21 protein-coding genes are annotated in these 17,798 nt (G+C 68.7%); 6 read left to right on the top strand and 15 right to left on the bottom strand.

Features of this window, described 5'->3' with window-relative positions; all coding sequences use genetic code 11:
* Positions 1-41 precede the first annotated feature (41 nt).
* The 3 genes from ACP69V_RS13585 to ACP69V_RS13575 are packed head-to-tail and all read left to right on the top strand — an operon-like array spanning position 42 to position 1,542.
* A complete protein-coding gene (locus tag ACP69V_RS13585; protein WP_135193691.1) occupies positions 42-626 on the top strand; it encodes an RNA polymerase sigma factor in 585 nt (194 codons plus the stop codon).
* Complete coding sequence (locus ACP69V_RS13580; protein ID WP_426024346.1) at positions 623-1,030, top strand: hypothetical protein; 408 nt, start codon at positions 623-625, stop codon at positions 1,028-1,030. Before ACP69V_RS13585 ends, ACP69V_RS13580 begins: the two co-directional genes overlap by 4 nt.
* Positions 1,027-1,542, top strand: a complete 516-nt coding sequence (locus ACP69V_RS13575; protein WP_426024345.1) for a periplasmic heavy metal sensor — start codon at positions 1,027-1,029, stop codon at positions 1,540-1,542. Before ACP69V_RS13580 ends, ACP69V_RS13575 begins: the two co-directional genes overlap by 4 nt.
* Before the next feature lie 12 nt (positions 1,543-1,554).
* Here the strand turns inward: ACP69V_RS13575 and ACP69V_RS13570 are convergent, their stop codons facing one another.
* Together ACP69V_RS13570 and ACP69V_RS13565 are read right to left on the bottom strand one after the other, a co-directional pair.
* Positions 1,555-2,235 carry a bifunctional 4-hydroxy-2-oxoglutarate aldolase/2-dehydro-3-deoxy-phosphogluconate aldolase gene (locus ACP69V_RS13570; protein ID WP_346494345.1) on the bottom strand — a complete coding sequence of 227 codons (681 nt, stop codon included), beginning with the start codon at positions 2,233-2,235 and terminating at the stop codon, positions 1,555-1,557.
* Between the two features lie 57 nt (positions 2,236-2,292).
* A complete protein-coding gene (locus tag ACP69V_RS13565) occupies positions 2,293-3,174 on the bottom strand; it encodes an alpha/beta hydrolase (RefSeq protein WP_426024344.1) in 882 nt (293 codons plus the stop codon).
* Between ACP69V_RS13565 and ACP69V_RS13560 the strand changes: the two genes are divergently transcribed.
* A complete protein-coding gene (locus tag ACP69V_RS13560; protein WP_426024343.1) occupies positions 3,161-3,418 on the top strand; it encodes an Lrp/AsnC ligand binding domain-containing protein in 258 nt (85 codons plus the stop codon). The two genes, ACP69V_RS13565 and ACP69V_RS13560, sit on opposite strands and share 14 nt — an antisense overlap.
* On the opposite strand, the gene ACP69V_RS13555 is transcribed toward ACP69V_RS13560, so the two are convergent.
* Positions 3,415-3,927 (bottom strand): GNAT family acetyltransferase, encoded by a 513-nt coding sequence (locus ACP69V_RS13555; protein WP_426024342.1) that lies wholly within the window; start codon positions 3,925-3,927, stop codon positions 3,415-3,417. The two genes, ACP69V_RS13560 and ACP69V_RS13555, sit on opposite strands and share 4 nt — an antisense overlap.
* Before the next feature lie 126 nt (positions 3,928-4,053).
* On the opposite strand from ACP69V_RS13555, the gene hmgA reads away from it, so the two are divergent.
* Positions 4,054-5,349 carry a homogentisate 1,2-dioxygenase gene (gene hmgA / locus ACP69V_RS13550; protein WP_426024341.1) on the top strand — a complete coding sequence of 432 codons (1,296 nt, stop codon included), beginning with the start codon at positions 4,054-4,056 and terminating at the stop codon, positions 5,347-5,349.
* A complete protein-coding gene (locus ACP69V_RS13545) occupies positions 5,346-5,711 on the top strand; it encodes a hypothetical protein (RefSeq protein WP_426024340.1) in 366 nt (121 codons plus the stop codon). Before hmgA ends, ACP69V_RS13545 begins: the two co-directional genes overlap by 4 nt.
* An 80-nt stretch (positions 5,712-5,791) precedes the next feature.
* On the opposite strand, the gene ACP69V_RS13540 is transcribed toward ACP69V_RS13545, so the two are convergent.
* The 12 genes from ACP69V_RS13540 to hisG all read right to left on the bottom strand — a co-directional run bounded on the left by ACP69V_RS13540 (position 5,792) and on the right by hisG (position 17,796).
* Positions 5,792-6,097, bottom strand: a complete 306-nt coding sequence (locus ACP69V_RS13540) for a hypothetical protein (protein ID WP_426024339.1) — start codon at positions 6,095-6,097, stop codon at positions 5,792-5,794.
* A 90-nt stretch (positions 6,098-6,187) separates the two neighbouring features.
* Positions 6,188-7,159 carry a glucokinase gene (gene glk / locus ACP69V_RS13535; RefSeq protein ID WP_426024338.1) on the bottom strand — a complete coding sequence of 324 codons (972 nt, stop codon included), beginning with the start codon at positions 7,157-7,159 and terminating at the stop codon, positions 6,188-6,190.
* Positions 7,160-7,190: 31 nt separating this feature from the next.
* Complete coding sequence (edd, locus tag ACP69V_RS13530) at positions 7,191-9,080, bottom strand: phosphogluconate dehydratase (protein ID WP_426024337.1); 1,890 nt, start codon at positions 9,078-9,080, stop codon at positions 7,191-7,193.
* Position 9,081: 1 nt separating this feature from the next.
* Positions 9,082-9,789, bottom strand: coding sequence for a 6-phosphogluconolactonase (pgl, locus tag ACP69V_RS13525; RefSeq protein WP_426024336.1), 708 nt, complete (start codon positions 9,787-9,789; stop codon positions 9,082-9,084).
* Positions 9,782-11,242: a glucose-6-phosphate dehydrogenase gene (zwf, locus tag ACP69V_RS13520; protein ID WP_426024335.1), complete on the bottom strand. Its 1,461-nt coding sequence runs from the start codon at positions 11,240-11,242 to the stop codon at positions 9,782-9,784. The genes pgl and zwf overlap by 8 nt, the downstream gene beginning before the upstream one ends.
* A 48-nt stretch (positions 11,243-11,290) precedes the next feature.
* Complete coding sequence (hisIE, locus tag ACP69V_RS13515) at positions 11,291-11,917, bottom strand: bifunctional phosphoribosyl-AMP cyclohydrolase/phosphoribosyl-ATP diphosphatase HisIE (RefSeq protein WP_426024334.1); 627 nt, start codon at positions 11,915-11,917, stop codon at positions 11,291-11,293.
* The gene (hisF, locus tag ACP69V_RS13510; RefSeq protein ID WP_426024333.1) at positions 11,914-12,681 is read right to left on the bottom strand and encodes an imidazole glycerol phosphate synthase subunit HisF; all 768 of its coding nucleotides are present in this window, start codon (positions 12,679-12,681) and stop codon (positions 11,914-11,916) included. The genes hisIE and hisF overlap by 4 nt, the downstream gene beginning before the upstream one ends.
* Positions 12,678-13,415: a 1-(5-phosphoribosyl)-5-[(5-phosphoribosylamino)methylideneamino]imidazole-4-carboxamide isomerase gene (gene hisA / locus ACP69V_RS13505; protein ID WP_426024332.1), complete on the bottom strand. Its 738-nt coding sequence runs from the start codon at positions 13,413-13,415 to the stop codon at positions 12,678-12,680. The genes hisF and hisA overlap by 4 nt, the downstream gene beginning before the upstream one ends.
* Positions 13,409-14,020: an imidazole glycerol phosphate synthase subunit HisH gene (hisH, locus tag ACP69V_RS13500; RefSeq protein ID WP_426024331.1), complete on the bottom strand. Its 612-nt coding sequence runs from the start codon at positions 14,018-14,020 to the stop codon at positions 13,409-13,411. Before hisH ends, hisA begins: the two co-directional genes overlap by 7 nt.
* Before the next feature lie 166 nt (positions 14,021-14,186).
* Positions 14,187-15,611 carry an imidazoleglycerol-phosphate dehydratase HisB gene (hisB, locus tag ACP69V_RS13495; RefSeq protein WP_426024330.1) on the bottom strand — a complete coding sequence of 475 codons (1,425 nt, stop codon included), beginning with the start codon at positions 15,609-15,611 and terminating at the stop codon, positions 14,187-14,189.
* Entirely contained in the window at positions 15,608-16,915 is a 1,308-nt protein-coding gene (hisD, locus tag ACP69V_RS13490; RefSeq protein ID WP_426024329.1) for a histidinol dehydrogenase, read from the bottom strand. The genes hisB and hisD overlap by 4 nt, the downstream gene beginning before the upstream one ends.
* The gene (hisG, locus tag ACP69V_RS13485) at positions 16,915-17,796 is read right to left on the bottom strand and encodes an ATP phosphoribosyltransferase (RefSeq protein WP_426024328.1); all 882 of its coding nucleotides are present in this window, start codon (positions 17,794-17,796) and stop codon (positions 16,915-16,917) included. The genes hisD and hisG overlap by 1 nt, the downstream gene beginning before the upstream one ends.
* Positions 17,797-17,798 lie beyond the last annotated feature (2 nt).

The raw sequence follows: 17,798 nt of genomic DNA, 5'->3' as shown, positions 1-17,798 counted from the left end.
GCGCGAACCGGTCCCTTTCGTCAGCAGCGGAAGAGGCAGGTTTGGTCGCGATCGTCGACCCCGACGAGGATCTGGTGCGCCGTGTGGGTCAGGGCGACCCGGCGGCGGCGCAGACGCTCGTCGCGCGCAAGCTGCCGCGTATTCTGGCCCTGGCCCAGCGGATGCTGGGCGACGCGGCCGAGGCCGAGGACGTGGCCCAGGAGGCCATGCTCAAGGCCTGGCGTCAGGCGCCGAAATGGGCGCCCGGCAAGGCCAGGTTCGACACCTGGCTGCACCGGGTGGCGCTGAACCTCTGCTACGATCGGCTGAGACGACGGCGCGAAATCCCGACCGACACGCCGCCGGATCGCCCCGACGAGGGGCCGGCGCCCGATCGGGGGCTGCTGGCGGCCGAGACAGGCGTGCGGGTCGATGCGGCGCTGAAACGGCTGCCGGACCGTCAGCGCGAGGCCATCGTCCTGTGCCATTATCAGGAGCTGTCCAATATCGAGGCGGCCGCCCTGATGGAGATCAGCGTCGAGGCGCTGGAGAGTTTGTTGTCGCGCGGTCGTCGCGCATTGCGTCAGGCCCTTTCGGACATGGCTCCGGCCGGGTCGCCGAGGGCGGGTAGAGGAGACGGACGATGAAGGCGGAACGGTTGCACGAACTGGCGGACGCCTACGGCGCCGACCTGCGTCGGTGGCCCGCGTCCGAGCGCGCCTTCGCCGAAAGCCTGCTCGCGGCCGATCCGTCGCTGAAGGCGGTGCTGGACGAGGCGGCGACGCTGGACGCCCTGCTGAACGCCGCGCCGGCGCCGGTTCCGTCCGCCGCCCTGACCGCGCGTATTCTGGCCGCTGCGCCCAAACGCAAGGCACATGGCCGGCTGGGGCGGGCGGTCTGGTATCTGGGGGCCGGATGGGCCGCCGCCGCCTGTGCGGGCGTGGTCGCCGGGGTCGGCCTGACCACCCATCTGAGCGCCGACGCGCGGGCCGATGCGGTGCTCTATCAATCCTCGCTGACCGGCGTGGACGACACCGAGGTTCTGGGATGACGTCGAAGACCCTGAAGATCGCCCTGGCCGTCTCGGTGGCGTTGAACGTGTTCGCCGTCGCGGGCGCCGTCACCTATGTCGTCAATCGCGACAGGATCGAACGCAAGATCGAGGATCAGAGGCGACCCGGTCGCGAAGGCCCGCTGGCCGAGGTGCTGGGCGATCTGGACCCTGCCGTCCGAGACCGTGTGCGCACGGCCCTGCGGGAATCCGCCCTGGCGGCGCGTCCCGATTTCGAGGCGGCGCGGGCGGCGCGGCGTGAGGCCATCGACGTGGCCGGTCAACCGACGCTGAACGCGGTGCGCGTTCAGACCCTGCTTGACCAATCCCGGGCTGCGGAGATGCGCGGCCGGACACGGCTGGAGAACGGCGCCGTCGCCGTGCTGGGCACGCTGACGCCCGATGAGCGCAAGGCCCTGACGCCGATCCTGCAACGCAAGGGCGACGCCCGCCGCGCCATTGTGCGCGGCGAACGAAACGATCGTCAGCAGGACCAAAGTCCGTCCCGCTGACGGCCTGACAGATCAGCCTTTCTTGGACGCCCGGAACGCCGCGACGGCGTCCACGGTCGCGCGGACCTTGGCCTCGATGGCGGCCCAGTCGCCCGACTTGACGGCCTCGTCGGTCACCAGCTTGGAGCCCATGCCCGCCGCCACGATGCCGGCGCCGAACCATTTGGCGATCGAGGCTTCGTCGGGGTCCACGCCGCCCGTCGGCATGATCTTGACCCAGGGCATCGGTCCCTTGACCGCCTTGACGAAGTCCGGCCCGCCGACCGACGAGCCGGGGAACAGTTTGACGATGTCGCAGCCCAGTTCGTGCGCCTCGCCGATGTCCGTCACCGAGCCGCAGCCCGGGAAATAGGCGACCATGCGACGGTTGCAGACCTTGGCCACGTCGGGGATCAGGCAGGGGCTGACCACGAAGCGCGCGCCCCGGTTCAGATAAAGCGACGCCGTGCCGGCATCGACGACCGAACCGATGCCCAGGACGACGTCCGGGTCGGTCTTGATCAGTTCGCGATTGATCTCGCCGAACAGGTCGCAGGCGAAGTCGCCGCGATTGGTGAACTCGACCACCGGCGCCCCGCCGCGCGCACAGGCGCGAATGACGTTCAGACTGACCTCGGCGTCGGGGTGATAGAAGACCGGGCACACGCCCTGGGTCTCCAGCGCCTGAAGCACGCTGACGCGATCATGGGCCATGGACGGTTTCCTCTGCGATAGGTTTCGCGTCCGACCTCCGATGTCGCGGACGCAAGGTCAAGTCAAACCGCGTAAGCGACCGTGGGCCAAAGTCGCCAGACGCGCGACTATGGCGCTGTCCACATCGAACAGCGGGTCCAGCACCGTGAAATGGTTCAGGCCCGGCAAGGCCTCGAACCGTGTCTCGGCGCCTTGAGCGCCCCATCGCGCGGCCATGGCTTCGCTTTGGCTTAGGAACGCGTCGCTCTCGGCCCTGCCGACGATGCAGTCCAGAACGACGCCGGCGGGCGCGGGCCAATGGATCGGCGACAGGGCGCGCGCCTCGGTCGGGGTCAGGCCCAGGGCTGCGTTCAACGAGGTCGGGATCAGAGGCTCCAGGTCGAACACGCCCGAGAGGGAGACGGCGGCCGAGGCGCGCCCCTCGGACAGCAAGCAGGCCGCCAGATGGCCGCCCGCCGAATGGCCGCTGACGACAGGGCGGGCGCCGGTGCGGTCGTGGATCAGATCGACGGCGGCGCGCATCTGATCGACGATCCGGCCCAGCCGTACGGTCGGCGCCAGGTCATAGGTCGGGATGGCGAAGCTGACGCCACGGGCCAGCAGGGGCGGGGCGAGAAAGCTGAACCAGCCGGCGTCCAGCGCCTGCCAGTAACCGCCGTGGATGAAGACCACGACCGGCGCGTCTTTCCCTGCGTCGAACCAGTCGATCCGTTCTCGACCACCGAGACCGTATTGCAGGACTTGTGGCGGATAAGCGGCGCGGGCGGCATCCGATCCCGCCTTCCAGCGCGCCATTACGGCGGGGTGGTCGGGGACCAGGGCGCGGTTGTTGTATTGCGCCTCCAGAACGGCGTCTGTCTCTTGCGGCTTACCCGTCACGTCTCGATCCGCTAGGAACGCCTCCGAACCAGAGGACTGATCCGCCATGATGACCGCCATCTTCGTCTTCATCAAATGCGAGCTGGGCTACGCCAACGAGGTGGCGGCTGACATCGTGGACAATGTCGAGAACGTCTCGGAGGTCTATTCGACCTCGGGCCAGCACGACCTGCTGGCCAAGTTCAACCTGCCGCGCGACACCGACATCGGCACCTTCGTGACCAAACAGGTCCAGACGCGGCCCCACGTGCGCGACACCTTCACCGTCATCACCTTCTCGCCCTTCCTGCCGAAACAGGCCTAGAACTTCCGGGCGTCGGCCTTGCGCTTGACCTCGTCCTTGCGCTCTTCCGCCTCGTCGTCGTCGCCGACCTTCTCCTCGACCGTGGCCGAGAATCTCTGGAAGGCGCCCAGGCCCACCAGCACCAGGACGGCGGCGATCAGCAGGGCCGAGGGATAGAGCAGCAGGGCCACGTCCTCGCGCGCCGTCTTGAACACCACCACCAGCGCCTCCAGGAACAGGGCGATGACGATGGTGGACAGGAACTTCGTCAGGCTGCGCCGGGCCTCGGCGGCGCTGCGTCGTTCGTTGCCGCGTCGCACCTCGTCCTCGAAGATGTATTTGGCCACGTCGAAGACGGCGATGGCGACGATGACATAGCCCAGCATGTCCAGCACGGCGTCTGCCCCGGACTGATCCGGGCGTCCGATCCCTTCCAGCGCGTCCTTCACGCCGAACCCGATCAGGGCCATGGCCGAAAGCAGCAGCAGAAGACTGGCGAAGCCGAAGACGGCGCGGGTCAGATAGGTCATGGCGGTGCAGCTCCCTGGCGGCTGTCAACGCGCGAACGGCCAAGCTGTTGCAGGCTGGCCGCAAAGCGTGCGGCGGGGTGACGACGGTCGCCGCCCCGGCTAAACGGAAGGGATAGGGAGAACCACATGACGCGATCCAACGCGCCCGCCTATCTGACCGGCTTCGGAAATCATTTCGCGACCGAGGCCGCGCCCGGCGCCCTGCCGGTGGGCCAGAACTCGCCGCAGAAGACGCCGATGGGCCTGTACGCCGAACAGCTGTCGGGCACGGCCTTCACCGCCCCGCGCGCCGAGAACCGCCGCAGCTGGCTGTACCGCCTGCGCCCCTCGGCCCAGCACGGCCCCTATGTCGCCTTCGACCAGGGGCGGGTCCGCTCCGGCCCGTTCGACGAGACCCCGCCCAATCCCAACCGGATGCGTTGGGACCCGCTGCCCATCCCCGAGACCCCGACCGACTGGGTCGAGGGCCTGGTGAGCTATGGCGGAAACGGCGAACCCGACGCCGGCGCCGGAGCGGGCATCCACCTGTATGTCGCCAACCGGTCGATGACCGACCGGGTCTTCTATGACGCCGACGGCGAGCTGCTGATCGTGCCGCAACAGGGCGCCCATCGGTTCGTCACCGAAATGGGGGTGATCGAGGCCGAACCGGGTCATGTCGTGTTGATCCCGCGCGGCGTTCGCTTCCGCGTCGAAGTCGACGGCCCCGTTCGCGGCTATGTCTGCGAGAACTACGGCAGTCCGTTCCGCCTGCCGGACCTCGGCCCAATCGGCTCGAACGGCCTGGCCAATCCGCGCGACTTCGAAACCCCGGTCGCGGCCTATGAGGACGTGGATCGGCCGACCCAGTGCGTCCAGAAATACGGTGGACGTCTTTGGGCCACGACCTTCGACCACAGCCCGCTGGACGTCGTCGCCTGGCACGGCAATCTGGCCCCCTGCCGCTATGACACGGCGCGGTTCAACACGATCAACACCGTCAGCTACGACCACCCCGATCCGTCGATCTTCACCGTCCTGACCAGCCCGTCCGAGACGCCGGGCACGGCCAATATCGACTTCGTCATCTTCCCGCCGCGCTGGATGGTGGCCGAGCACACGTTCCGCCCGCCCTGGTTCCATCGCAACGTCATGAGCGAATTCATGGGCCTGGTGACAGGCGCCTATGACGCCAAGGCCGGCGGCTTCGCACCGGGCGGCGCGTCCCTGCACAATCGGATGAGCGGCCATGGTCCCGACCAGGCCAGCTACGACGGCGCGGTCAAGGCGGAGCTGAAGCCGCACAAGATCGAAAACACCCTGGCCTTCATGTTCGAGACGCGCATGCCGATTCGCGTCACGAAATGGGCGTCCGAATCACCGCAGATGCAGCTCGACTACGACGACGTCTGGTCAGGTTTCACCAAAGGACAGATCTCATGATCCGCGTTTCCCTCATCGCCGCCGTCGCCCTGCTGGCCGCCGCATGCTCGCCTCAGACCACGACGAGCGCCGGCTCCGACGCCCCCATGCAGAGCGCCGAGGCCTCGGCCTGCGCCACGCGCGGCGGCACGATGAAACAGGTCGGGCGGATGCAGTCCTGGCAGTGCGTGGTGTCTTACGCCGACGCCGGCAAGCGCTGCACCGACGGCGATCAATGCCAGGGCGACTGCCGCATCGAGGGCAACAGCGGCGTCGCGCCCGGCGCAGCGACGGCCGGCGTCTGTCAGGCCACCAGCGACCGCTTCGGCTGCAACACCCCGGTCGAGGACGGCAAGGCCGGCCCGACCCTCTGCATCGACTGATCCTTCAGGCACGAAAAAGCCCCCGTCGCGAACGACGGGGGCTGATCCATCCGTAAACGGATTTACTGCGTCGCCAAACCTTACTGGGTCGAAGGCGTGTTGTTGGTGGTCATGCCGCCGTCGGCGTTGCCGGCTTGCTGCTCGACCATGTCGGCCTTGCGGTCGGCGTTTTCCTCGACCTGATCGGCCTGGGCGTTAAGGGCGCCGGCTTCAGCGGCGGTCGGAGCCGCTGCGGCTTGCGATTCCAGTTGGTCGGCGCGGGCTTCACCCGTCGCTTCGATGGCGTCGGCCTGGTTTTCAGCGGCCTTGTCAGCGGCGCTTTCACCGCAGGCGGCGACGCCGGCGAGCATGAAGACCGAAGCGGCGGCGATGGCGAACTTTTTCATTTGAGTTTCCTCTCCTAGGTGGAAACTCGAAAACGCCACGGCGACGGTTCGGTTCACGCCGCCGTGAGATTTTCGTGATCGCCCGCGTTTTCAGTCTTCGGATTGGGCGAAGGCCACACGCGCCGCACCCAGCAGGGCGGCGTGTTTGTGCATGATCACCTTGGTCGGAATATCCGCCATGTAGTCCTTGAACCGGCCCTTGCGTTCGAACCGCTGGCGGAATGGGCTGGCCTTGATGAAGGGCAGGATGCGCGGAACGATGCCTCCGGCGATATAGACGCCGCCGCGCGCGCCGGTGGTCAGGGCGATGTCGCCGGCCACGGCGCCCAGGATGGCGCAGAAACGGGCCAGGGTGGCGCCGCACGGGCTGTTCGGGTCCGCCATGGCCGTCTCGGTGATCTGGGCCGGATCGTCGATATGGGTCTCGCGACCGTCGATCTCGGCAAGCGCGCGGTGCATGTTCAGCAGGCCGGGGCCGCAGATCAGGCGCTCGATCGACACCCGGTCATAGCGACGACGCAGGATGCGCAGGATTTCGTCCTCGACCGGATCGCCGGGGGGGAAACAGGCGTGGCCGCCTTCCGACGGCATGGCCATCTCCTTGCCGTGGGCGTCGCGCACCAGGGCGGCGACGCCGAAGCCGGTGCCGGGGCCCAACACGGCCACGGTTGAGTGGGGATCGCCGTCCACCGGTCCGCCCAGGCTTTCCAGCTGGTCTTCCGGCACGATGGGCGCGCCCCAGGCCAGGGCCTCGAAATCGTTGATCAGCTTGACCGGCTTCAGGCCCAGGGTCTGAAGCTCGGTCTCGGACACCGCCCAGGGCGAGTTGGTCAGGTCGATGGCGCCGTCGGTGACGGGGCCGGCCACGGCGATGACGCCGCCCGTCGGCTTGACCTCGCAACCGTCCACGAAGGCGGCGACGCCTTCCAGGAAGGTCGGATAGGTCTCGGCCGGGAAGCTCTCGTGATGGTCCAGCACGGGCTTTCCATCGACCATGCGGGCCACGGCGAAGCGGGCGTTGGTGCCGCCGACATCGCCGACGAGAAGGGTCTTGTCATTCATTTCAGGCGTTTCCTGCGCGCGGTTCGGTGGATCAGGCGTCCACGGTCCGGTCGACGAAGTTGGGGTTGGGCGGCGTGTCGTCATGACCGCGAGAGCCGGTCGGCACGGCGAAACAGACGGTCGCCCCCTGTTCGGCCGTGGTGACGACGTGGCGGAAGGCGCCGAACAGTTCGCGGCCATAGCCCCAGGACGAGCCCTCGGCGTTTGCGGCGGAACGGGCGGCGAGGGGGCGGGCGGTCAGGTCGGCGATCCCGACCGTGGTCAGGACCCCGGCCTCGGCGTCCAGACGAATGATGTCGCCGTCCTTCACATGGGCCAGGGGACCGCCGGCGAGGGCCTCAGGCGACACGTGTATGGCGGCAGGGGTCTTGCCGCTGGCGCCCGACATGCGGCCGTCGGTGACGAAGGCGACCTTGAACCCCTTGTCCTGGATGATCGACAGGGCGGGCGACAGGCTGTGCAGTTCGGGCATGCCGTTAGCCTTGGGCCCCTGGAAGCGCAGGACCACCACGACGTCGCGGAACAGTTTCCCGTCCCTGAAGGCCTGGAGCGCGTCTTCCTGGGTTTCGAACACGGCGGCGGGGGCCTCGACGATGCGGTTTTCGGGTTTGACCGCCGAGATCTTGATCACGGCGCGGCCTAGGTCGCCCTGGACCAGGCGCAGACCGCCCTCCTTGTCGAAGGGGTTGGAGGCGGGGCGCAGGATGTCGAGATCGAGGCTTTCCTTGACCCCGTCGCGCCAGACCAGTTCGCCGTCCACCATCGACGGTTCCTGGAAATAGGCCTCGATGCCCTGACCCATGATGGTCGTGACGTCGGCGTGGATATGCCCGGCCTGGGCCAGCTCGCGGGCCACGAAGGCGACGCCGCCGGCGGCCTGGAAGGCGTTCACATCGGCCGAGCCGTTGGGATAGACCCGCGCCAGCAGCGGCGTGACCGACGACAGTTCGTCCATGTCGGTCCAGTTGACCAGCACGCCCGCCGCCCGCGCCATGGCGACCAGGTGGATGGCGTGGTTGGTCGAGCCGCCGGTGGCCAGCAGAGCAACGATCATGTTGACGACGGACTTCTCGCTGATGACGTCGGCCATGCGGCATTCGCCGCTGCGGGCCAGTTCGACCGCCCGCTTGGCCGCGGCCGCCGTCAGGGCGTCGCGCAGGCCGGTGTCAGGATGGACGAAGGCCGTGGACGGCATGTGCAGTCCGCCCAGCTCCATCATCATCTGGTTGGAGTTGGCGGTGCCGTAGAAGGTGCAGGTGCCGGGCGAGTGGTAGGAACCGATCTCGCTTTCCAGCAGGGTGTGGCGATCAACCCTGTTCTGGGCGTACTCGGCGCGGACGCGGGCTTTCTCCGCGTTCGGAATGCCCGACGGCATCGGACCGGCGGGGGCGAAGACGACCGGCAGATGGCCGAACGCCAGGGCGCCCATGAACAGGCCAGGCACGATCTTGTCGCAGACGCCCAGCATCAGGGCGGCGTCGAAGGCGTCATGCGTCAGGGCCACGCCGGTGGACATGGCGATGACGTCGCGGCTGAACAGCGACAACTCCATGCCGGGGCGCCCTTGAGTGACGCCATCGCACATGGCGGGGGTGCCGCCGGCGACCTGGGCTGTGGCGCCGACCTGACGCACCGCCTCGCGCACCACGCCGGGGAAGCGTTCGAACGGCTGGTGGGCGGACAGCATGTCATTATAGGCCGTGACGATGCCCAGGTTGGGCTTGGACCCGTCCATCGCCGTCAGCTTGTCGGCGATGGTCTGGCCGGCGAAGGCGTGGGCCCAGTTGGCGCAGCTAAGCTTGGCGCGGCCGGTCCCGCTGTCGCGGGCGGCGTCCATGCGACGGATGTAGTCGGCGCGGGTCTCGCGGCTTTTCTCGACGATGCGGGCGGTGACCGCGGCGACCGTGGGGTGCAGGGCCATGTCAGCTGGCTTCCGTATACAGAACTTCGAGGGGGACGCCGGCGGCGATCAGGGCGGCGATGGGCTGGATCTTGGGATCGCCTTGGGCCTCCTGTTCGAAGACGCGACGCTTGGCGGCGCCCTTCAGGCCCAGGATCACCCGGCCGGCGGACATTAGATAGGCCAGGTTGATCGACAGCCGCTCCAAGGTCGGCGCCATGCCGTCGCGACCGTGGGGCACGCCCAGAACCGTCGGCTTCAGCGTCGGCGTCAACAGGGTCTTCAGCGTCGGGCTTTCCGGGAACATGGAACAGATATGGCCATCCTCCCCCATGCCGAGAAGGACCGCGTCGAAACGCCCGCCCGCATCGGCCAGAGCCTTGGCCGCGACTATGCCCGCGCGGTCCACCGTGACCTCGGGAGTATAGAGGGGGATGAAGCGCGCCGCAGCCGCCTTGTCCTGCAACAGCACGTCGCGGATCAGCCGGGCGTTCGATTCCGGCGAGGTCTCAGGCACATAGCGCTCGTCCACCAGGGTCACGGCGATCTTCGACCAGTCCAGATCGGTCGCGGCGAGACGACTATAGACCGGCGCGGGCGTCGAACCGCCAGGACCGGCGAACAGGGCGCGGCCATTGTCGCGCACGGCGGCGCCCAGGGTCTCGGCCAGGCGCGCGGCGATGGCCTCGGCCCAGGCGTCGACGGTGGGGAAGGCTTCGATTTCAGACATCGGTGGTGTTCCAGTCGCGGCCAGTGCGCATCATCAGCATGTCGGCGCTGTCGGGGCCCCAGGTTCCGGCGACGTATTCGTCGGGCTTCAGGCCGGATTCGGCCCAGGCCTCGGACACCTCGTCCACCCATTTCCAGGCCTGCTCGGCCTCGTCGCGGCGCACGAACAGGGTGGAGTCGCCCGCCATCGCATCCAGCAGCAGCCGCTCATAGGCGATGCGGCGGCGCGGCGGCGCGGCGGACTTGCCGTCTACACCCCACGACAGGCTCATCTTGATCGGTTGAAGCTGCATGCGGCGATCCAGGCCGGGGCGCTTGTTCATCACCGTCAACGAGATGTCTTCCTCGGGCTGCAGCTCGATGATCATGCGGTTAGCCTGAACCTCGCCGCGGTCGTCGCGGTCGAAGATCGAGTGGGGCACCGGCTTGAACTGGATGACGATCTCGGTGCGCTTTTCGGGCAGGCGCTTTCCGGTCCGCATGAAGAAGGGCACGCCTGCCCAGCGCCAGTTGTCGATGTCGGCGCGAACGGCGACGAAGGTCTCGGTGTCCGACGGCTGGCCGCGCTCCTCGTCATAGCCCTTGGCCGCCTTGCCCTCGGACACGCCCGCCACATACTGACCCCGCACCGTGACGCGCTCGACCTCGTCCACCGTGACGGGCCGCAGCGACCGCAACACCTTGACCTTCTCGTTGCGCACCGAGTCTGGGTCCAGGTCGCTCGGCGGCTCCATCGCCACCAGGCACAGCAGCTGCAGCATGTGGTTCTGCAGCATGTCGCGCAGGGCGCCGTATTCGTCATAGTAGGGCCAGCGGTCGCCGACCCCCACCGTCTCGCCGATGGTGATCTGGACGTGATCGATCGACAGGTTGTTCCACAGCGGCTCGAAGATGGTGTTGCCGAAGCGCAGTGCGATCAGGTTCTGGACCGTCTCCTTGCCCAGATAGTGGTCGATGCGGAACACCTGGTCTTCGCTGAAGGCGTAGGCCACGGCGTCGTCGATTTCCAGGAAGGACTTCAGGTCGCGCCCGACCGGCTTCTCCAGCACGATGCGGCAGTTCTTGTCCGCCAGGCCCGCCGCCTTCATCGCCGTGACGATGCGGGCGTAGAGCGAGGGGGAGACGGCCAGGAACGACGTGACCTCGCCGTCGCCGACCTTGTCCTTCAGGGGCTTGAGGCTGTCGGGCGAGGTGGCGTCCACGGCCAGATAGTCCAGACGAGCCTTCATCCTGGACCAGCTGGTTTCGTCCCAGGCCTGGTCGGCCTCGGCGCGGGCCTTCACGGCCTCATGCACCTTGTCGATATAGTCGTCGGCGCTCTCTTCCGAGCGGGCGGCGCCGATGATCTTCAGCCCTTCGGGCAGCAGGCCGTCGTGTTCGAGGAAATACAGCGACGGCAGCAGCATGCGCATCGCCAGATCGCCGCCGCCGCCGAACAGAATGAGAGCCGCCATAGAATTTCCCTCGACTGTCCCATTTGTCGGGACGCACGCCTTTACGGCCTAGCCGCTGTCTTTGGCCGCTTCCGCACGCGAGGCCAACACGTCCAGCACGTCCTGAAACACCATGTTACGGGCGTGGAGAAGAACGAGCAGGTGATAGATCAAATCCGCAGCCTCGCTGGCGAGTTCCTCGTCAGGGCCTGCGACGCCGGCCAGAGCGGTCTCTACACCCTCCTCGCCGACCTTCTGAGCGATGCGTTTGGGCCCTTGGGCGATCAGTTTGGCGGTCCAGCTTTCGGACGGGTCGGCGGCGGCGCGCACGGCGATGGTCTGTTCCAGCCGAGCGATGCGGCCCACGCCTGGCGCATCGGCGTCGCCGAAGCAGCTGGTCCGGTTCAGGTGGCAGGCGTTGCCGACAGGCCGGACCGACAGGACCAGAGCGTCGTTGTCGCAGTCGGGCGTTATGCCCACGACATGCAGCCGGTCGCCCGAGGTCTCGCCTTTCCTCCACCGACCTCCGCGCGAACGCGAGAAGAAGGTGGCTTCGCCGGACTGGATGGTCTCGTCCAGGGCCGCACGGTCCATATAGGCCAGGGTCAGGACCTGAAGCGTGGCGGCGTCCTGCACCACCACGGGAACTAGGCCGTCGCCCTTGGCGAAATCGATGGTGTCGGGGTCGAGGATCATATCCGCATCTCCAGGCCTTGGTCAGCCAGGTATCGTTTGAGGTCGGGAATGGCGATGGCGCCGGTGTGGAAGACGCTGGCGGCCAGGGCGCCCGATACGTAGGCCTGGTCGAACACATCCTTGAAATGTTCCGGCGCGCCGGCGCCGCCCGAGGCGATCAGGGGGATGGTCAGGCGCGCGCGGGCGGCGGACAACTGTTCGATGTCGTAGCCGCGTCGAACCCCGTCCTGGTCGATGCAGTTCAGCACGATCTCGCCGGCCCCCAGGCTCTGCGCCTCACCCAGCCAGTCGAGTGTGCGCTTGCCGGCGCGGCGACGCGCGTCGGGATCGCCGGTGTATTTGTGGACCACCCATTCGCCGTCCTCCAGACGACTGTCGACGCCGACCACGACGCACTGCCCGCCCAGCCGTTCGGCCATCTCGGCGATCAGTTCGGGGCGTTCCAGGGCGGGAGAGTTGATCGACACCTTGTCCGCCCCGTGATCCAGGCAGCGGGCCGCCTGTTCGACGGTGCGGATGCCGCCGGCGACGCAGAAGGGGATGTCCAGCAGCCGGGCGATGTCCTTGATCCAGCCATAGTCCAGCGTCCGGCCCTCGGGGCTGGCGGTGATGTCGTAGAAGACCAACTCGTCGGCGCCCGCGTCGCGGTATCGGGCGGCCAGTTCCGCCGCGTCGCCCATGTCGGTATGACCGACGAACTTCACGCCCTTGACCACCCGGCCGTCCTTGACGTCCAGGCAGGGGATGATCCGCCGCGCTGTCACGACCGTTTAGCCGTCGCGATGGCTTCGGGCAGGGTGAAGCGGCCTTCGTAAAGGGCGCGGCCGACGATGACCCCGTGACAGCCCAGAGCCTTTACCGCCGCGATGTCTTCCAGAGACGAGACCCCACCCGAAGCCTGGAGCACCAGGTCGGGACGGCGCTGACGGATTTCCGCCAACAGATCGAGGTTCGGTCCGGTCATGGCGCCGTCGCGGCCGACGTCGGTGACCAGCAGATGTTTGGCCGTCCCCTTGGGATAACGATCCAGCGCCTCCCAAAGGGTGACGCCCGACGACTGGGTCCAGCCCTTTAGGGCGGGGACCGGAACGCCATTCTCGATCTTGACGTCCAGGGCCAGAGTGATCTGCTCGACGCCGAAGCCTTTGAGCCAGGCGGCGACGTCGTTGGGCTGGGTCACCGCCAGGGAGCCGACGACGACGCGCGACACGCCCGCGTCCAGCAGCTTAGCCACGTCATTGGCGCCGCGGACGCCGCCGCCTGATTGAATCTTGACGTCGATGGCCTGGGTCAGTTCGCCGATCAGGCCGTGCTGACGCGCCTCGCCCGCCTCGGCGCCGTCCAGATCGACGATGTGGATCCACTGCGCGCCCTCGGTCGCGAAGGCGGTCAGCCGGGCGGCCGGCTGTTCGTCATATTGCGTCACCTGGTCGAACTTGCCGTGCATCAGACGCACGCAGACGCCGTCCTTCAGGTCGATGGCGGGGTAGATCAGCATGATGGATTCTCGGGCAGGCCCAGGAAGTTCCTGAGGATGGTCGCCCCGGCCTCGGCCGAGCGTTCGGGGTGGAACTGACAGCCCCAGCGGTTGGCGGATCTCACCATGGCCGGCACGGCGCCGCCGTAGTCGGCGCGGGCCAGTGTGGCGGGGCCGTCGGGACAGACATAGCCGTGGACGAAATAGGCGTAGGCGCCGTCGGCGACCCCCTCCAGCAGCGGGTCGTCGCGGTCGCGTGTCAGCCGGCTCCAGCCCATATGCGGTACGGGCAGGGCGCCCGCCGGCTCGAGCCGAGACACGGCGCCCGGGATGAAGCCCAGAAGATCGACGCCCTCGCCCTCCTGGCTGGCGCCGAACAGCAGTTGCTGGCCCAGGCAGACGCCCAGCAGGGGGCGGGAAAAGGCGCGGATGGCCTCGACCAGTCCCAACTCAGAAAGGCGCCCCATGGCGTAGCCGGCCGCGCCGACGCCGGGCAGGATGACCCGTTCGGCCTCGGCGATCACGGCGGGATCGTCGGTCAGGCGCACGACGGCGCCCAGCCGTTCCAGCGCGAACTGGACCGAGGCGACGTTGCCGGCGCCATAGGCGATGACGGCGACTTCCATCAGCCTTCTCCCCTCGGGGTAGAAGGTGGCTCGCGGAGCGAGACGGATGAGGGGGCTGCCAGACGCAGATCCGCTCTTGCCGTCAGTGGGGCCGACAGAGCCCCCTCATCCGAGCCCTTCGGGCCCACCTTCTCCCCCGAGGGGAGAAGGAATGCGGGTGCGCCCATCACAGCACCCCCTTGGTGGACGGCACGGCGTCGCCCTCGACCCGGATGGCCTGGCGCAGGGCGCGGCCGAAGGCCTTGTAGACGGCTTCTGTCTTGTGGTGGTCGTCCTGGCCGGTGACCTTGATGTGGACGGCGGCGCCCATGGCCTCGGCCAGCGAGCGGAAGACGTGGGCGGTCAGGTCGGTGCGGTAGTCGCCGATGAAGGGGGTGTCGAACGTGCCCTCGAACAGCGGATAGGGGCGGCCGGACAGGTCGATGGAGACCGTCGCGTTGGCCTCGTCCATCGGCAGGACGAAGCCGTAGCGGGCGATGCCCTTGCGCTCGCCCAGCGCCTGTTTCAGCGCCTGACCCAGGGCGATGGCGCTGTCCTCGATCGTGTGGTGCGGGTCGGTGTGCAGGTCGCCCTCGCACTGGAGGCGCAGGGAGAAGCCGCCGTGGGCCGCGATCTGCTCCAGCATGTGGTCGAAGAAGCCGACGCCGGTCTCGATCTTGATGGGGCCGGGGGCGTCCAGATCGACGGCGCAGACGATGCGGGTCTCTTTCGTATCGCGCACGGCCTGGCCGACGCGGGCGGGGCGGCGCTTGGCGGGCGTCAGGCCGAAGGCGGCCAGCAGCCGGTCGTTGACTTCGGGCTTGATCGAGACGGGCAGGCGCAGGCGTTCGCCCGACAGGTCGGCGGCGACGCCATAGGTCGTCAGGGCAGCCAAGGCGGCGGCGGGGTCTTCCGGCCGGGCCATGACGATGGGGCCGACGCCGGGTTCGACCGGCATCTGGCGGCCCAGTTCGCGGGCGATCCGCTCGCGCTCGCGCCGGACCGAGGCGATGCGCTCGGCGGTCTCGATCATCCGCGACGGGTCCAGCGCCTGTTGCGCCAGCCGCACCAGGGGTTCGGGCAGGGCGTAGGGCTCGAGCACCGAGGCGAGGCGGGCCAGGGTCGGGGCTTGGGCGATGGCGGCGCCGACGCGGGCGCCGGCCAGGCCATAGGCCAGGGACAGGCTTCGCAGCACGACCAGGTTCGGCTGGTCGGCGACGACGGTAGCGGCGGAGACGCTGTCGGAGAATTCGATCAGGCCCTCATCCACCACCAGCAGGGCGGGGGCGACGCGGGCGGCCATTTCGGCGACGGCCTCGGGCGAGCCGAGGGCGCGGATGACCACGACTGCGGGTTCGCCCCTGCCCGGATAGATGGCGGCGAGACTGTCATAGGGCTCGGCCTTGGGCGCCTCGACCGAACCGCCGTCGCGGGCGGCGAGGCGATAGGCCAACTCCAGCCCGTGGGTCAGGCCGCGGACCGGCAGAACCTGGTCGGCTGGCACGGCGTAGATCGCCGCCATGCGGGCGGCGAGGGCGGCAGGCTCGCCGGGATAGCGGTCCAGGCCCTCGCCGCCGGAGACGAGCGGGGGATAGGGGGCGGGCAGGGTCATCCTTCGGCCCTCAGGTCGGCGGCGCGGGCGTGGGCTTCGAGGCCCTCCATCCGGGCCAGGCGGGCGGCGATGGGCGCAAGCGCGCGGGCGCCGGCCTCGGTGACCAGCTGGACCGACATGGTGGTCATGAAGCTGGATGTGGTGACGCCGCCCAGGGTGCGGGCGCCGCCGTCGGTCGGCAGGACGTGGCTGGGGCCGGCGGCGTAGTCGCCCAGGGTCTCGGCGGCGAACCGGCCGACGAAGACGGCGCCGGCGGCCTTGATGGAATCCACCAGGGGCTCGGGATCGTCGATCTGGATCGCCAGGTGTTCGGGACCATAGAGGTTGGCGACCTCTGCGGCAGCGTCGAGATCGCGCACCAGTATGGCGCGGGCCTCGTTCAGCGAGGCGCGGGCGATGGCTTCGCGCGGCAGGGTCGCGACCTGGGTCTCAACCTCCGACAGGATGTAGTCGATGGTGGCGCGGCTGGTGGAGACCAGGATGACCTGGGCGTCGGCGTCGTGTTCGGCCTGGCTGAGCAGGTCGGCGGCGGCGATCTCGGGCGCGGCGTCGCGGTCGACGATGACCATCAGCTCGGACGGGCCGGCGGGCATGTCGACGGCGGGGCCGCCTGGCAAAGCCGACGCCTGTTTCTTGGCCTCGGCGACATAGGCGTTGCCGGGGCCGAACAGCTTGTCGCAGGCGGGGATGATCCCGTCCTCCAGCTCGACGCCGAAGGTCAGGGCGGCGATGGCCTGGGCGCCGCCCATCAGCCAGATGGCGTCCAGACCGGCCTCTGCGGCGGCCAGGATCATGGCGGGGTGGACGCCGCCGTCTTTATTCGGCGGCGTGACGGCGACCCGTTCGCCCACGCCCGCGACGCCGGCCGGGATGGCCAGCATCAACAGCGACGAGAACAGGGGGGCGGTGCCGCCGGGAATGTAGAGACCGGCCGAGGCGATGGGACGCCAGGCCAGTTTGGAGCGCACGCCGGGGGTGGTCTCGATGAAGGGGGTGTCCTCCGGCTTGGTCGCCTGGTGGAAGACGCGGACATTCTCGGCCGCCATGCGCAGGGCGCGCACGTCGCCGGGCGGCAGGGCGTTGCGCGCCTCGGCCACCGCCTCGGGCGTGATGGCGATGCGGCGGGGCGGCGCCTTGTCCAGCTTCAGGCACCAGTCGGCGACGGCCGCGCCGCCGCGCATCCGCACGTCGTCCAGGATGGTGCGTACCACGTCGGTGACGTCGCCGGCGGTGCGCTGGGCAGGGCGGGCGAGGGCCGCCTTCTTGCCGGCGGCGTCGAGGGAAGACCAGTCGATCAGTTTCATCACATCATCTTCTCGATGGGCAGGACCAGGATGGCCGAGGCGCCGGCGGCCTTCAGCTTCTCCAGCGTTTCCCAGAAGACGGCCTCCTGGCACACGGCGTGGACGGCGACCGCGTCGTCGCGGCCCATCAGGGGCATGACGGTCGGCGAACCTGCGCCGGGCAGGATGGCGGTGATCTGGTCCAGCGAGGCGCGCGGCGCGTTCAGCATGACGTATTTGGCGCCCTGCGAGGACACGACGCCGGACATGCGCTCGATGATGCTGTCCAGCAGGTGTTGCAGGCCGGGCTCGGGCGCGACGGGGGACTGGATCAGGACGGCCTGGCTTTCCAGCACCGTATCCTTGGCGCCCAGGCCGTTGGCCTCCAGGGTCGCGCCGGTCGAGACCAGGTCGCAGATGGCCGCGGCCAGCTTCAGCCGGGGCGCGACCTCGACGGCGCCGCGCATGACGACGATGTCGGCCTTGACCCCCCGCTCGTCCAGGAAGCGGCGCAGGATCTTGGGATAGGAGGTGGCGATCCTCAGGCCGTCCAGCGAGGCCGGGCCGTCATAGGCCAGGGTCGGGGGGGTGGCGATCTTGAGGGTGCAGCGGCCGAAGCCCAGGGGCATGACGACAGAGGCGTTGGCGCCGCCGTTGCGGCCCTCCTCCAGCACGTTCTCGCCGACGATCCCCAGGTCGCAGACGCCGTCGGCCACGAAGGTGGGGATGTCGTCGTCGCGCACGCGCAGCAGGTCGATCGGATAGTTCTCGACCCGGTACAGCAGGTCGTTGTGACCCTTGACCCATTTCAGACCCGCGTCGCGGATCAGGTCGAGGCTGCGGTCGGCCAAACGGCCGGATTTCTGGACGGCGATGCGAAGCCGGCCTTGGACGGTGCTCATGT

The sequence above is a fragment of the Brevundimonas sp. PWP3-1b1 genome (assembly GCF_049896065.1).
GTDB lineage: Bacteria > Pseudomonadota > Alphaproteobacteria > Caulobacterales > Caulobacteraceae > Brevundimonas > Brevundimonas intermedia_B.
The sequence above is the reverse complement of the archived record's forward strand: the minus strand, read 5'-3'. Positions and strand labels throughout refer to the sequence as shown.